Genomic DNA, 14,492 nt, shown 5'->3' on the forward strand with positions numbered 1-14,492 from the left:
CTCGTTACAGAAGTCGCACCATCAGGTGGCGGCTATTTTTTATGCCCTTTTGGAGGTGAGAATGTGCGAAAAATGAAGAAATACAAGCCGACCAAGTTCAAGGCTAAGGATTCCCATTATGACGAGGCCGCTGCAGATTACGCCGTAAACTTCATCGAATGCCTCTGTCACACCAAGGGAACATGGGCCGGAAAGCCCTTTGAACTCATCGACTGGCAGGAACAGATTATCCGTGACCTGTTCGGAACCTTAAAACCAAATGGCTACAGACAATTCAATACTGCCTATGTGGAGATTCCCAAGAAGATGGGAAAATCCGAACTCGCTGCTGCCGTGGCCCTGCTCCTTACCTGCGGTGATGGGGAGGAACGAGCTGAAGTATATGGCTGCGCAGCTGACCGCCAGCAGGCGACCATCGTTTTCGATGTTGCCGCTGATATGGTGCGTATGTGTCCTGCGCTGAACCGGCGCGTGAAGATACTCGCTTCCCAGAAGCGTATCGTCTACACACCGACCAACAGCTTCTATCAGGTGCTGTCCGCTGAGGCCTATTCCAAGCACGGCTTCAATATTCACGGTGTCGTTTTTGATGAGCTGCACACCCAGCCGAACCGAAAGCTCTTTGATGTTATGACCAAAGGCTCCGGTGATGCCCGTATGCAGCCGCTCTACTTCCTTATCACAACAGCCGGTACGGACACGAACAGCATCTGCTATGAGACCCACCAGAAAGCAAAAGATATTCTGGAGGGCCGCAAGATTGACCCGACCTTCTATCCGGTCATCTACGGTGCCGATGAAACGGACGACTGGACTGACCCGAAGGTCTGGAAGAAAGCGAATCCTTCTCTTGGCATCACGGTCGGCATCGACAAGGTCAAAGCTGCCTGTGAGTCAGCGAAACAAAATCCTGGTGAGGAAAATTCCTTCCGGCAGCTCCGTCTGAACCAATGGGTCAAGCAGGCCGTGCGCTGGATGCCGATGGAGAAATGGGATGCCTGCTCCTTCCGTGTAAATGAGGATGACCTCGAAGGCCGTGTCTGCTACGGTGGCCTCGACCTTTCCTCCACTACGGATATCACAGCCTTTGTGCTGGTGTTCCCGCCACGGGATGAGGATGACAAATATGTCCTCCTTCCTTATTTCTGGGTGCCGGAGGATACGCTCGACCTGCGAGTCCGGCGAGACCATGTACCGTATGACGTCTGGGAACGACAAGGCTTCCTGCAGACGACCGAAGGAAACGTCGTCCACTACGGCTATATCGAGAAATTCATCGAGCGGCTGGGCGAACGCTTCAATATCCGAGAGATTGCTTTCGACCGCTGGGGAGCTGTCCAGATGGTTCAGAACTTGGAGGGCATGGGCTTTACAGTCGTGCCTTTCGGTCAGGGCTTCAAGGATATGTCTCCTCCGACCAAGGAACTCATGAAGCTGACCTTGGAACAGAAACTGGCTCACGGTGGACATCCGGTACTGCGCTGGATGATGGATAACATCTTCATCCGTACTGACCCGGCTGGCAACATCAAAGCTGACAAAGAAAAATCCACAGAGAAAATCGACGGTGCCATCGCCACCATCATGGGGCTGGACAGAGCGATTCGCTGTGGCAATGATGCTGGTGCTTCTGTGTATGACAACAGAGGCATCTTGTTTTTATAAGGAAAGGACGGTGATTTTATGAGTCTCATTTCTGGTCTGTTCCGTTCGAGGGACAAGCCTACCAACAGTACCAACGGCAGCGGCTATCGCTTCCTGTTCGGCGGCAGTAATTCCGGCAAGAACGTGAATGAGCGCTCCGCTATGCAGATGACCGCCGTATATGCCTGCGTCCGAATCCTGTCCGAATCCATCGCTGGCCTTCCGGTGCATCTGTATCAATATGTGGATTCCGGCAGTAAGCAGAAGGCCTTGGAGCATCCGCTCTACCGACTCCTGCACGATGAGCCGAATCCGGAGATGACCTCCTTCGTGTTCCGTGAGACACTGATGACGCATCTGCTCCTGTGGGGCAATGCCTACGCCCAGATAATCCGTAATGGAAAAGGTCAGGTCGTAGCGCTCTACCCGCTGATGCCAAATCGTATGTCCGTTGACCGCGATGATAAGGGACATCTGTTCTATCAGTATCAGATGCAGGATTCCGATGCTCCGACTGCCAAGAGCGGCACGGTCATCCTAAAGCCTGCCGATGTCCTTCATGTTCCGGGCCTCGGCTTTGATGGTCTCGTCGGTTACTCGCCGATTGCGATGGCCAAGAATGCGATAGGCCTGTCCATAGCGACAGAGGAATATGGTGCTAAGTTCTTTGCGAACGGTGCTACACCGAGCGGTATCCTCGAATATCCCGGAACCGTAAAAAATCCAGAAGCGATACGTGAGAGCTGGAACGCAGGCTTCGGCGGCAGCTCCAATGCCCACAAGGTCGCTGTGCTGGAGGAAGGCATGAAGTACACACCGATTGCCATCTCTCCGAATGAAGCACAGTTTCTGGAGACCCGAAAATTTCAGATTGATGAAATAGCTCGAATCTTCCGAGTGCCTCCTCACATGGTCGGTGACTTGGAAAAGTCGAGCTTTTCTAATATCGAGCAGCAATCGCTGGAATTCGTGAAGTACACGCTGGAACCGTGGATTGTCCGTTGGGAACAGTCCCTGAACCGCGCACTTCTCACGGAGACCGAGAAGGCTGCTTATTTTATCAAGTTCAATGTCGACGGCCTGCTCCGTGGTGACTACCAGAGCCGCATGAACGGCTACGCCACTGCGAGACAGAACGGCTGGATGTCTGCAAACGATATCCGCGAGCTTGAAAATCTCGACCTGATTCCTGACGAGCTTGGAGGAAACCTGTACCTCATCAACGGCAACATGACCAAGCTGCAGGACGCTGGTATATTCGCAGCCTCATCCGCTGCAGGAAAGGAGGAAAAAACCGATGAAGAAGTTCTGGAAGTGGAAGAATCAGACGGTGACGAATCAGGAGACACAGGAACCGATGGTGGAAAGAACACTGTTTCTGAACGGCACCATCGCCGAAGAGAGCTGGTTTGACGATGATGTCACTCCGAAGCTCTTTAAGGACGAGCTGCTTTCCGGCAGCGGCGACATCACCGTATGGATTAACAGTCCCGGTGGCGACTGCGTAGCCGCAGCACAGATTTACAACATGCTGATGGATTACAAGGGCAACGTCACCGTGAAAATCGATGGCATCGCAGCTTCGGCAGCCTCTGTCATCGCTATGGCCGGTACCAAGGTCATGGTCTCTCCGGTGTCCATGCTGATGATTCATAATCCCGCCACTGTTGCGATGGGCGACGCTACTGAGATGCAGAAGGCCATCGCCATGCTGGACGAGGTCAAGGAATCCATCATCAACGCCTATGAGATTAAGACCGGTATGAGCCGTGCCAAGCTGTCCCACATGATGGACGCTGAGACTTGGATGGATGCACACACCGCAGTCGATTTAGGCTTTGCCGATGAAATCCTGATGCGTCCGGGCGAGACACCTGTGGAGAACAAGGCCGATGGCCCGATGCTGTTCTCCCGCGCTGCCGTCACCAATTCCCTCATGGACAAGCTGGCTGCCAAATGCCGCATCCAGCAGAAACCTGCTGTAAACGAACGCTCCGTAGACACTCTGATGGAGCGACTGAACCTTATCCGAAATCACATTTAATGGAGGTATTTCATTATGACTATTCTTGAACTGCGCGAAAAGCGTAACACTGCATGGAATGCTGCTAAGGCATTTCTCGATTCCCATCGTACCGAGAACGGTACTCTCACTGCTGAGGATGACGCCGCCTACTCCAAGATGGAGCAGCACATCGCTGACCTTGGCAAGGAAATCTCTCGTCTGGAGCGTCAGGAGGCAATGGAAGCTGAACTTTCTAAGCCTGTAAACACTCCTCTCACTTCCAAGCCTGCCACTGGCAAGCAGAAGGAAGAAAAGTCCGGTCGTGCTTCCGACGCTTACAAGTCCGGCATGCTCACTGCGCTCCGCACCAATTTCCGCAAGGTCAGCGATGTCCTTCAGGAAGGTGTCGATGCCGATGGTGGCTATCTCGTTCCTGAAGAGTACGACCATCGTCTCATCAAGACACTGAAGGATGGTAACATCATGCGTCATCTCGGTCACATCATCACTACTTCCGGCGAGCATAAAATCAACATCGCTGCTACTGAGCCTGCAGCAGCATGGATTGAAGAAGGCGGTGCTCTCCAGTTCTCTGATGCATCCTTCGCTCAGATTCTGCTCGACGCCCACAAGCTCCATGTTGCTATCAAGGTAACTGAAGAGCTTCTCTACGACAATGCCTTCAATCTGGAAAACTACATCATCGAGGAATTCGGCAAGGCACTCTCCAATGCTGAGGAAGATGCTTTCCTGAATGGTACTGGCGTCGGCCAGCCTCTCGGTCTCTTCGCTGCGACTGGTGGTGGTCAGGTGGCTGGAACTCTCACTGCAGCACTGAAGGCAGATGACCTGTTTGACTTGGTATATGCACTGAAGCGTCCTTACCGTAAGAACGCTGCCTTCATCATGAATGACCGTACCATTGCTTTGGTTCGTAAGTTCAAAGACAGCAATGGCGCATACATCTGGCAGCCTTCTTATCAGGCAGGTGAACCTGACAAGATTCTGGGCTATAACGTTTACACTTCCGAGTATGCTCCGGAAGATGCTATCGCCTTCGGTGATTATAGCTATTACAACATTGGCGACCGTGGTACCCGTTCCTTCAAGCAGCTCACTGAGCTCTTCGCAGGCAACGGTATGATTGGTTTTGTTGCTAAGGAGCGTGTCGACGGTAAGCTCATCCTTCCTGAAGCTGTTCAGATTTTGAAACTGAGGTCTGAGTAATTTTGAGGGCAGCACTGTTATTTTAATGGTGCTGCCCACCATTTTGTGGAGGTATCGCTATGTTGATAACACTGGATGAAATCAAGAACTACCTCCGTGTGGACTTCGATGACGATGATGAATTGCTCACAGCATTCCTCGCTTCCGGCCAGCAGCTGTGCATGGATGTAGCTCGCATCACAGACGTCGCAGTCTTTGAGGCTGAGCCAAATGCCCGAATCGCGGTCATGTACGCCGTGGCCTATATGTATGAACATCGTGAGGAAGCTGACCATAAAACGCTGACACTCACACTCCGAGCTTTACTGTTCGGATGCAGACAGGAGGGATTCTGATGAACATCGAATTACTGAACGTCCGCATCTTCATCTCCAAGAACGATGTTGTCACAGATGCCATCGGCAACCACAAAAATCTCTGGACAGAATACTACACCTGCTATGCGACCGTAAGTGCCGAAGCTGGTAAGGAAGAAACAGATGCCGGACTGGTCGTCGATGACAGCAAGGTCGATTTCACTATTCGCTGGTGCAAAAAGGCCGCGGCCATCACCTCCACCGGCTTCCGCGTCCAGTTCGGTGGTGAGCTTTATGACATCATCGCTGTCGACCACATGAACTACAAGCGCAAGAGCATCAAGCTCTGCTGCCAGAAAGCGAGGCGATGACCATGTCACAGAAGGTTTCTATCGATGGTCTCGCTGCTGCCGTGATGGAGCAGCTGGATGAATATGCTGCACTGACCAATGAGGGCGTAAAGGCCGCAGTCAAAAAGACCGGTAACACTGTCCGGGATGAGATTAAGGCCTCCGCTCCTCAACGGACTGGCGCCTATGCCAAGAGCTGGGCTGTGAAGAATACAAAGGAATCCTCCAATGGACTGGAGGTCACAGTATATTCCCGGAACCGCTATCAACTGGCGCACCTTCTTGAATTTGGTCATGCCAAACGTGGAGGTGGCCGCGTCGCCGGTCGTGCGCATATCGCTCCCGCCGAACAGCATGGCATCGAGATGCTGGAACAAGAGATTGAGAGGTGCCTGAAGGATGGATAAGCTACTGGAAATCATACAGGCGACCGGTATTCCTTTTGCATATGACCACTTTGCAGAGGGTGAATCACCGGAACCGCCTTTTATCTGTTATCTGCTCCCAGCCAGTGACAACTTCGCTGCAGATGGAGCGGTCTACTTCAAAGTCAATGAAGTGCATATCGAACTGTACACCGATTTCAAGGACTTGTCGGTGGAACAGAAGGTAGAGGCCGTGCTGGATGAGTACGGCATTTTTTATGAGAAGTCCGAAACATGGATTCCGAGCGAAAAGCTCTATGAAGTCCTATTCACATTTGAAATGGAGGCATAAATCATGGCTAATAACAAAAGCAATAAGGTCAAATACAACCTGAAAAATGTCCATGCTGCCAAGCTGACTGTCGGTGAAGATGGTTCCTTTACCTACGACACTCCGAAGGCCATCCCCGGCGCAGTCAGCATCAGCTTGGATGCAGAGGGCGACAGCTCTCCTTTCTATGCGGACGGCATCGTCTACTTCCGCTCCACTTCCAACAACGGCTACAGCGGTGATTTAGAAATCGCACTCATCCCTGAGTGGTTCCGCACTGAAATCCTGAAGGAAGTCCTCGATACCAACGGCGTCCTTGTGGAGCATTCTGACATCGCCGAGACGGAGAAGTTCGCACTCCTCTTCGAGTTCGATGGTGATATCAGGGCCATCCGTCACGTTCTGTACAACTGCTCTGCATCTCGTCCTTCCATCGAGTCCGAAACAAAGGAAGATACCATCGAGCCAGGCACGGAAACACTTTCCCTCACTGCCGACCCTCGCAGTGATGGTCTGGTCAAGAGCCGCACCGGTGATAACACCGAGGCCGAGACCTATCAGAACTGGTACAAGACCGTTTACACTCCTGTGGAACAGGCCGCAGGCTAAGGAGGGCTGACCTATGTTGGAAAAGACTCTCACTATCAGCGGCAAGGAGGTCAGGTTCCGTTCCTCTGCAACGGTGCCTCGCCTCTACCGCATCAAGTTCAAACGCGACATCTTCAAAGACCTCGCCAAGCTGGAAAAATCCTATAAGGACAAGGCCAGCGAGGACGGCTCCGCTCTGGAGATTGAGGATTTGGAGATTTTCGAGAACGTCGCCTACATCATGGCGTTCCATGCAGACCACAGCATCCCCGGCACCATCGATGAGTGGCTCGACCAGTTCGAGATGTTCTCCATCTATGAAGTCCTCCCTGAGATTCTGGAACTGTGGGGAACCAATCTCATGACGGAGGTCGAGTCTAAAAAAAACTTAGCCGCAGTAGCCGGGAAATGACAACGCCGTTATTCCTCCTGCGCTGCACTGAGATAGGCATCTCCATCTCTGACCTCGACCTGCTCACTATCGGCCTCGTGCTGGATATGTGGACGGAAAAAGGCAATGATGGCGCTACTTATCAGAAGGTCGCTACGCAGGAGGATTTCGACAAATTCTAAAGGAGGTGTCGCCTTATGGCTAACAGAATCAAGGGTATCACTGTTGAAATCGGCGGCGATACCACAGGACTGGAAAAGGCCCTCAAGTCGGTCAATACGACCATCAAGTCTACACAGTCCGCTCTGAAGGATGTCAACAAGCTACTGAAGCTCGACCCTTCCAACACCGAATTGCTCTCTCAGAAGCAGAAACTCCTGAAGGATGCAATCGGTGCCACCAAGGAAAAGCTGGACTCTCTGAAGCAGGCACAGGAACAGGCCAAGCAGCAGCTGGAGAACGGCACCCTTGGACAAGATAAATATGACGCCCTGCAGCGTGAGATAATCGAGACCGAACAGGAACTCCGACGCCTGCAAGAACAGGCAGCTACGACAAACGCGGCACTGGAAAAGATGGATGTCATCGGCTCCAAGATGGAGTCCGTTGGTAATTCTATCAGCAGCGCAGGCCAAAAGATGATGCCGCTCACTGCCGTTATCGGTGGGCTTGGTATCGCAGCAGTCAAGACGGCAGCAGACTTCGATTCAGCGATGAGTCAGGTCGCTGCCGTTTCTGGTGCTACTGGTGACGACCTGCAGGCCCTTCGGGACAAGGCTCGTGAGATGGGTGAAAAGACCAAGTTCTCTGCATCAGAAGCAGCCGAAGCGATGAACTACATGGCGATGGCCGGTTGGAAGACTGAGGATATGCTGGGCGGCCTTGACGGTATCATGAATCTGGCCGCTGCCTCCGGCGAGGACTTGGCGACCACCTCGGACATCGTAACCGATGCCCTGACTGCTTTTGGCCTTTCCGCATCTGACTCTAGCCATTTCGCTGACATCCTCGCTGCCGCATCCAGCAACGCAAACACCAATGTCAGCATGATGGGCGAAACCTTCAGTTATTGTGCGCCTATTGCTGGTGCGCTTGGATTTACCGCCGAAGACACTGCTGAGGCTATCGGCTTGATGGCCAACGCGGGTATCAAGTCCTCTCAGGCTGGTACCGCACTCCGTACCATCATGAATAACCTGACCGGTGAGGTCAAAATCAGTGGTGCCGCCATCGGTGACGTCACTGTCGCTACGACAAATGCGGATGGAAGTATGAGGAGCCTTTCGGATATCCTCGCTGACTGCCGTACTGCTTTTGCTGGCCTGTCCGAATCTGAAAAGGCCAATGCAGCGGAATCTCTGGTCGGTAAGAATGCCATGTCCGGCTTCCTTGCTCTGATGAATGCAGCGCCTGCGGACATCGACAAGCTGAGTAGTGCCATCGACAACTGCGATGGTGCCGCTGAGAACATGGCGAATGTCATGCAGGATAACCTTTCCGGTCAGCTCACCATCCTGATGAGCCAGCTTCAGGAACTTGCCATTTCCTTCGGTGAGATACTGATGCCCGCTGTCCGCAGCATCGTTACAAAGATTCAGGCCTTCGTGGATAAGTTGAACAGCATGGATGAAGGCACCAAGGAAGCCATCGTAAAGATTGGACTTCTGGTCGCTGCCATCGGCCCGTTCCTTATCGCTCTGGGTACGGTCATCTCCAAGACTGGTACAGCGCTCCACACCTTTTCTTCTCTGGGCAAGGGTGTGCTGAAGCTGTCGTATAACTTCCAGAACGGCATCGGCCTTGCCGGTAAGCTCGGCACCGCACTTGGTGGTATGTCCGCTCCGATACTCGCTATCGTTGCAGTCATCGCTGTCCTCGTCGCTGCCTTCGTACATCTTTGGAATACCAATGACGGCTTCCGGGAAGCGATACTCGGCACATGGAGCAAGATAAAGGATACCATCTCCGGCTTCTGTCAGGGCATCGTTGACCGTCTGAATGCGCTCGGCTTTGAATTCGGCAGCATCATAGACGTGATAAAAGCGATATGGGATGGATTCTGCGCTATCCTCGCACCAGTATTCGAGGGTGCCTTCCAGCAGATTTCAAACATCCTCTCTGTGGTGTTGAATGTCATAACCGGCCTGCTCGATGTCTTTATCGGCATCTTCACCGGGAACTGGTCGCAGGCATGGACAGGCGTGAAGGAAATCTTCGGTTCCATCTGGGACTTCATCAAAAACTCCTTCACCAATATCCTGAACACCCTGCGCGGTATCGCTGATGTATTCCTCGGCTGGTTCGGCACCAACTGGAGCGAGCTGTGGACTTCTGTTTCCACCTTCTTCTCGAACATCTGGAACGGTATCACCAGCTTCCTCTCCGGTGTATGGGAGACCATCAAGAATGTGGTACAGACCGGCATCATGTTCCTCGGTTCCATACTTGAAGCGGCCTTTGACATCATCACGCTGCCGTTCCGCTTCATCTGGGAGAACTGCAAGGAGACCATCACTTCTGTTTGGAATGCGATAAAGAACACGGTCTCCACCGTCATCAATGCGATTGCCAGCGTTATCTCCACGGTGCTTACCGATATCCAGAATGTGTTCTCCACAATATGGACGGCCATCAGCACTAAGGTTTCTACGGTAATCAACTCGATAAAGACCACCGTCACGACCGTGTTCAATGCCATCAAATCCACAGCCACTACAGTATGGAACGGAATCAAGAGTGCCATCTCCACCGTGGTGGATGGAATCAAGACCAAGGTCAGCACCGTGTTCAACAGCGTGAAATCGACCGTTTCCTCCGTGTTCAATGGTATCAAGTCCACCGCGACCTCTGTGTGGAACGGTATCAAATCCGCTATCACGACTCCGATAGAGGCCGCCAAGAATACGGTCAAGGGAGCGCTCGATAAGATAAGCGGCTTCTTCTCCGGATGCAAGCTGCAGCTGCCGCATATCAAATTGCCGCACTTCAGCATTTCTGGCAGTCTGTCTATCAGCCCTCCGAGCGTACCGCACCTTTCCATCTCGTGGTACAAGAACGGTGGTATCATGACAAATCCGACCATCTTCGGCATGAACGGAAGCTCGCTCATGGCTGGTGGTGAGGCCGGTGCAGAAGCAATCCTTCCTTTGAAGGGCTTCTACGATAATCTCGAAAATATCCTGACCAACAGACTGGATATGTCCGGTATGGAGAAGTATCTCGCAGTCATCGCTGCCAACAGCAGCAAGGGCATCTATCTGGAGGATGGCACTCTGGTGGGACACCTACTCCCGGCCATCGATAGCAAGCTCGGTCAGGCACAGAAACTGAACAGGAGGTTGAGCCTATGAAGCCAGACGTAACAATCGAATCTGTTTCTATGAGCAGCATGGGCTGGCTGCGTGAGACAGTCAATCTACCAACACCGCAGTCCCAGACCGAGACCGTCGTGGTTCCCGGTCGCAATACTCCTATCCGTTTTTCCGAGGCCCTTGGGCGCGTGTCCTACCAGCCTCGCACCTTTGAAATCACGCTGTCCATGCTGGGCAGCCGAGAACACTTTAATCAGATGGTCAGTGAGGTGGTCAACCGCTTTGCTGGCCATCTCGTTTCTGTCGTTTACAGCGAGGAGCCAGATTTTTATATGGTAGGAACGCTGCAAGCTACACCCACCTATGACCCTATGACCCACAAAGGCCAGCTGGTGCTCTCCAGCTCGGACGGTGACTCCTACCGCTACCATGTTGTGGAGACGGAGGTCACAAAATCCGGAAGCGGCACGATAACGCTGACAAACGACTATATGCCTGTGGTTCCCAACGTGACGACCACTGCAGAGACTGCGCTCTCTTGGAAGGTAGGTACCGACACGTTCCGCAAATCTGTCGGCGCTGGTACATGGGTATTCCCTGAGCTGGAACTCCAACAGGGCGCGAACAGCATCACTATCAGCGGCTCCGGTAGCACTTCCTTCCGCTATAGGGAGGGCCGCTTATGAGCATCTTTCGTATCTACGTGGATGATGCGATTTTCTATCATCCGAACCTATCTAAACTCGCAATTACGCAGGCGCAGGTATCCGAGGATGCAGAGAATATCGACAGCCTGACGCTGTCCGCTCCGCACAATCATCCCTATATCGCATCCATTCGACCGATGGCCTCGACTATCGTCTGTAAAAAGGATGAGGAGGTCGTATTCGAGGGCCGTGCGCTGGATGACGGCAGTGATTTTTACAACACCCACACTTGGACTTGTGAATCCTGCTTAGCCTATCTGAAGGATACCATCCAGCCGCCATACTCCTACAAAGGAACCTTGAAGGGCCTTCTGGAACAGTTCATCACTGTCCATAATGCTGCGGTCGAAGCAAAGAAGCAGTTCCACCTCGGCAACATCACCGTAAAGGACGACAACGACTACATCTCCTACAGCAACAGTGAGTATTCCGTCACGATGGACGCCATCCGCGAAAAGCTCATCAATACGCATGGCGGTTACCTGCAGGTGCGCTATTCCGGTGGCATGAAATACCTGGACTACCTTGCTGATTTCAATATGACCTCTTTGCAGACAGTGGAGTTCGGCAAAAACCTGCTGGATGTGAAGATTACCCGCGACCATACGGAACGGGCCACCGCACTCATCCCGCTCGGTGCTGTCATCACGGAGACTGACGAGGACGGCAATGAGGTCGAGACCGACAAGCGTGTGGATATCACATCTGTGAATGCCGGTAAGAACTATGTCTGCGATGATGATGCCGTGGCAGAAATCGGCTGGATTTGGACGAGTGAGATTTGGGAGGATGTTACACTTCCCGGAAATCTTCTGCGAAAGGCCAGCACCCGAATGATGGAGCTGTCCAAGGGAATCACCAGTATGGAACTGACCATCATTGACGAATCGGATACCGGAGCCGATATCGGAGATATCCGCGCAAGGATGTATGTAAAATGTCTGTCCAAACCACACGGCATCGACGGCACCTATCTCTGCGTCAGTCGCACGAGGGATTACCTGAATCCTTCTGGTAACACCATCACCATCGGTGCATCCGGTGTGACCCTCACTTCTGCTACAGCAAAGCAGGGTCAGAACATTTCCGCGCTGGAAGATGACCTGTTGGGAAAGACCGCACAGATTGAAATAATCTCCGGAAAGGTGGATGACATCAATGCTTCCAAGATGTACCGCACAGAGCTGGTCGTCGAAGGTGTCAGCATCTTCCGCAACAAAGGCCAGCAGAGCCTGATGCGCTGCAAGGTCTACTCTTGGGATAAGGACATCACCGACACCTTGGCTGCGGCCTGCTTCATCTGGCACCGGCGCTCCAACGACGATGCTGCGGATGCAGAATGGGATGCGTCCCACAGCGGCATGAAAACTATCACAATCTCAACGGAAGATGTGCAGGACAACGCCTCCTTCTTCTGTGAAGTCATCATATAAGGAGGGATTTTCTAATGCCTACGGTATTAACATCCAGTCAACAGACCTTCGTTGACATTACCGACCAGCGAAAACTGTCTGCTTATATCACTTCTAATCTGCCTAAGACCCAGAGCGAAGACCCGAATGTCCTGCCTCATACCTACGCACCGAGTTGGGCATCAACCAATCTGGTGCTGACTCCCGTCGTATTCCTCGACCAGACCAGTCTGGCCCTGAACGCTACTGGCTTGACTATCACATGGAAACGTAAGGACGGAACCAGCGCTGAAGCAAACCTGACTACCGGCGAGACGGTCACCGGCGGCGTTCTGAAGGTCACACAAGACAAGCTGGCTGCTTCGACCTCTGGCATGATTACCTACATTTGCTATATCAACTACTTCGATTCCGAGACCAAGAACACGGTCAATATTTCCTCTGATATCACCTATACCTTGGTGAAGAATGCAGAAAATGCAAAGCTGGCCTATGTAACTGCGGATACCTATGTGTTCAAGTACAACACTTCCAGCACCTTAGTCGGAGCCACTCAGGCGACTTTGACCGGTCAGGTTCAGGGCGTGGCCATCAGTAAATGGCAGTATAAGAACAGCTCTGGTAATTGGGCCGATTATCCGACTACCTCGGACAACACTAACATCACCAGCGGCACTCTGGTGGTCAAACCGACCCACGCTGTTTTTAATAACAATGTGGCACAAATCAAGCTGGCGACCAGCGATTCTAACGTTTATGACACCATCACAATCACAAAGATGTATGACGGTGCCAAGGGCGATACCGGTGGTAAGGGTGATACGGGTGCTACGGGAAGTGGCGGTCTTTCTGTCATCCTCGGCAATGAAAATCAGTCCCTTGCCTGCACCAGTGCTGGTAAGACTTCTGTTGCTGCGACCATCACCATTCCGTTCACCGGTTATGTAGGGATTACACAGACAGCCTGCTCCTGCACCGTTGGAACTCTGCCTACAGGTATCACAGTAAAATCCAATACTGCCGCAACAGCCTCCGCTGCCGGAAAGCTGGAGCTATCTGTTGCTACGTCCTCTAACCTCGGTGCAGATGCAACTTTGACGGGCGATATCACTTTGACCTTTACGATTTCCAGTCAGACTGTCACTAAAGTGTTCACTTGGACAAAATCCAAAGCTGGCAGTAATGGTACTTCCGCTGTCGTGTTCTCTGTCTATGCGCCGAACGGTACTGTGGTTCAGAATCAGTCCGGCTCCCTTACCTTGGCGACCTCTGCTTACAGCGGCACAACTGCAATCACCAGCGCAACTTATCAGTGGGCCAAGTATGTGAATGGTACATGGACAAACATCAGTGGTGCGACTTCCTCTACGCTGACGGTCTCCGGTTCAGATATCGTGAACATCCAGTCCTACCGCTGTACCATGACCTACTCCAGCAAGAACTATGTGGATGTCATCACAGTCGAAGATAAATCAGACCCGTATGTTTCTGAAATGCTCTCCATCGGTGGCTTCACGGTAAAGAACAATCTTGGAGGTGTGGTTCCCTATATCATCGTTCGTACCAATCAGCATGAAGTCGATGCCCTGATGGGTAACATTAGCGAGACAGCTCCTTCCAGTCCAAAATCCGGTGATTTCTGGTATCAGGTCGACCACACAGCAAAAACGGTAACTCTGAAGAAATACAATGGCACTGCTTGGGCTACTGCCACGGAAACCCAAAGCCTGACCTACACTTGGTACGCACAGGACAAGGATGGCAATGCGGTCACGTTCGGTAAGACGGGCAAGGTTATCTATCTGTCTGCCGCAGATATCGACAGCATCATGACACTGCAATGTGATGTTTCAAAGTGAGGAGGT

At 52.3% G+C, this 14,492-nt stretch carries 15 protein-coding genes; all 15 read left to right on the top strand.

What is annotated here, in order from left to right; translation table 11 throughout:
* Positions 1-63: 63 nt before the first annotated feature.
* From ACLM7Z_RS11450 to ACLM7Z_RS11520, 15 genes are read left to right on the top strand one after another with little or no spacing between them, the layout of a single operon-like run.
* Positions 64-1,665, top strand: a complete 1,602-nt coding sequence (locus tag ACLM7Z_RS11450; RefSeq protein ID WP_435645093.1) for a terminase large subunit — start codon at positions 64-66, stop codon at positions 1,663-1,665.
* 18 nt (positions 1,666-1,683) lie between these two features.
* A complete protein-coding gene (locus ACLM7Z_RS11455; RefSeq protein WP_435645094.1) occupies positions 1,684-3,057 on the top strand; it encodes a phage portal protein in 1,374 nt (457 codons plus the stop codon).
* The gene (locus tag ACLM7Z_RS11460; RefSeq protein ID WP_435645095.1) at positions 2,942-3,688 is read left to right on the top strand and encodes a head maturation protease, ClpP-related; all 747 of its coding nucleotides are present in this window, start codon (positions 2,942-2,944) and stop codon (positions 3,686-3,688) included. Before ACLM7Z_RS11455 ends, ACLM7Z_RS11460 begins: the two co-directional genes overlap by 116 nt.
* A gap of 15 nt (positions 3,689-3,703) precedes the next feature.
* On the top strand, positions 3,704-4,876 hold the full coding sequence (locus tag ACLM7Z_RS11465; RefSeq protein ID WP_435645096.1) for a phage major capsid protein: 1,173 nt from the start codon (positions 3,704-3,706) through the stop codon (positions 4,874-4,876).
* 59 nt (positions 4,877-4,935) lie between these two features.
* The gene (locus ACLM7Z_RS11470; protein WP_435645097.1) at positions 4,936-5,211 is read left to right on the top strand and encodes a head-tail connector protein; all 276 of its coding nucleotides are present in this window, start codon (positions 4,936-4,938) and stop codon (positions 5,209-5,211) included.
* Positions 5,211-5,543 (top strand): phage head closure protein, encoded by a 333-nt coding sequence (locus ACLM7Z_RS11475; RefSeq protein WP_435645098.1) that lies wholly within the window; start codon positions 5,211-5,213, stop codon positions 5,541-5,543. The genes ACLM7Z_RS11470 and ACLM7Z_RS11475 overlap by 1 nt, the downstream gene beginning before the upstream one ends.
* Positions 5,544-5,545: 2 nt before the next feature.
* Complete coding sequence (locus tag ACLM7Z_RS11480; RefSeq protein WP_435645099.1) at positions 5,546-5,929, top strand: HK97 gp10 family phage protein; 384 nt, start codon at positions 5,546-5,548, stop codon at positions 5,927-5,929.
* Entirely contained in the window at positions 5,922-6,239 is a 318-nt protein-coding gene (locus ACLM7Z_RS11485) for a hypothetical protein (protein ID WP_435645100.1), read from the top strand. Before ACLM7Z_RS11480 ends, ACLM7Z_RS11485 begins: the two co-directional genes overlap by 8 nt.
* A gap of 3 nt (positions 6,240-6,242) precedes the next feature.
* Positions 6,243-6,827, top strand: coding sequence for a major tail protein (locus ACLM7Z_RS11490; RefSeq protein ID WP_435645101.1), 585 nt, complete (start codon positions 6,243-6,245; stop codon positions 6,825-6,827).
* A 13-nt stretch (positions 6,828-6,840) separates the two neighbouring features.
* Positions 6,841-7,218 (top strand): hypothetical protein, encoded by a 378-nt coding sequence (locus tag ACLM7Z_RS11495; protein WP_435645102.1) that lies wholly within the window; start codon positions 6,841-6,843, stop codon positions 7,216-7,218.
* Positions 7,215-7,379 (top strand): hypothetical protein, encoded by a 165-nt coding sequence (locus tag ACLM7Z_RS11500; RefSeq protein WP_435645103.1) that lies wholly within the window; start codon positions 7,215-7,217, stop codon positions 7,377-7,379. The genes ACLM7Z_RS11495 and ACLM7Z_RS11500 overlap by 4 nt, the downstream gene beginning before the upstream one ends.
* 15 nt (positions 7,380-7,394) lie before the next feature.
* Entirely contained in the window at positions 7,395-10,547 is a 3,153-nt protein-coding gene (locus tag ACLM7Z_RS11505) for a phage tail tape measure protein (RefSeq protein WP_435645104.1), read from the top strand.
* Positions 10,544-11,194 (top strand): hypothetical protein, encoded by a 651-nt coding sequence (locus ACLM7Z_RS11510; protein ID WP_435645105.1) that lies wholly within the window; start codon positions 10,544-10,546, stop codon positions 11,192-11,194. Before ACLM7Z_RS11505 ends, ACLM7Z_RS11510 begins: the two co-directional genes overlap by 4 nt.
* Complete coding sequence (locus tag ACLM7Z_RS11515; protein ID WP_435645106.1) at positions 11,191-12,648, top strand: phage tail spike protein; 1,458 nt, start codon at positions 11,191-11,193, stop codon at positions 12,646-12,648. Before ACLM7Z_RS11510 ends, ACLM7Z_RS11515 begins: the two co-directional genes overlap by 4 nt.
* A 14-nt stretch (positions 12,649-12,662) precedes the next feature.
* Complete coding sequence (locus ACLM7Z_RS11520; protein ID WP_435645107.1) at positions 12,663-14,486, top strand: hypothetical protein; 1,824 nt, start codon at positions 12,663-12,665, stop codon at positions 14,484-14,486.
* The last annotated feature ends 6 nt before the right edge of the window (positions 14,487-14,492 follow it).

It is taken from the genome of Butyricicoccus porcorum (assembly GCF_051246315.1).
GTDB lineage: Bacteria > Bacillota > Clostridia > Oscillospirales > Butyricicoccaceae > Butyricicoccus_A > Butyricicoccus_A porcorum.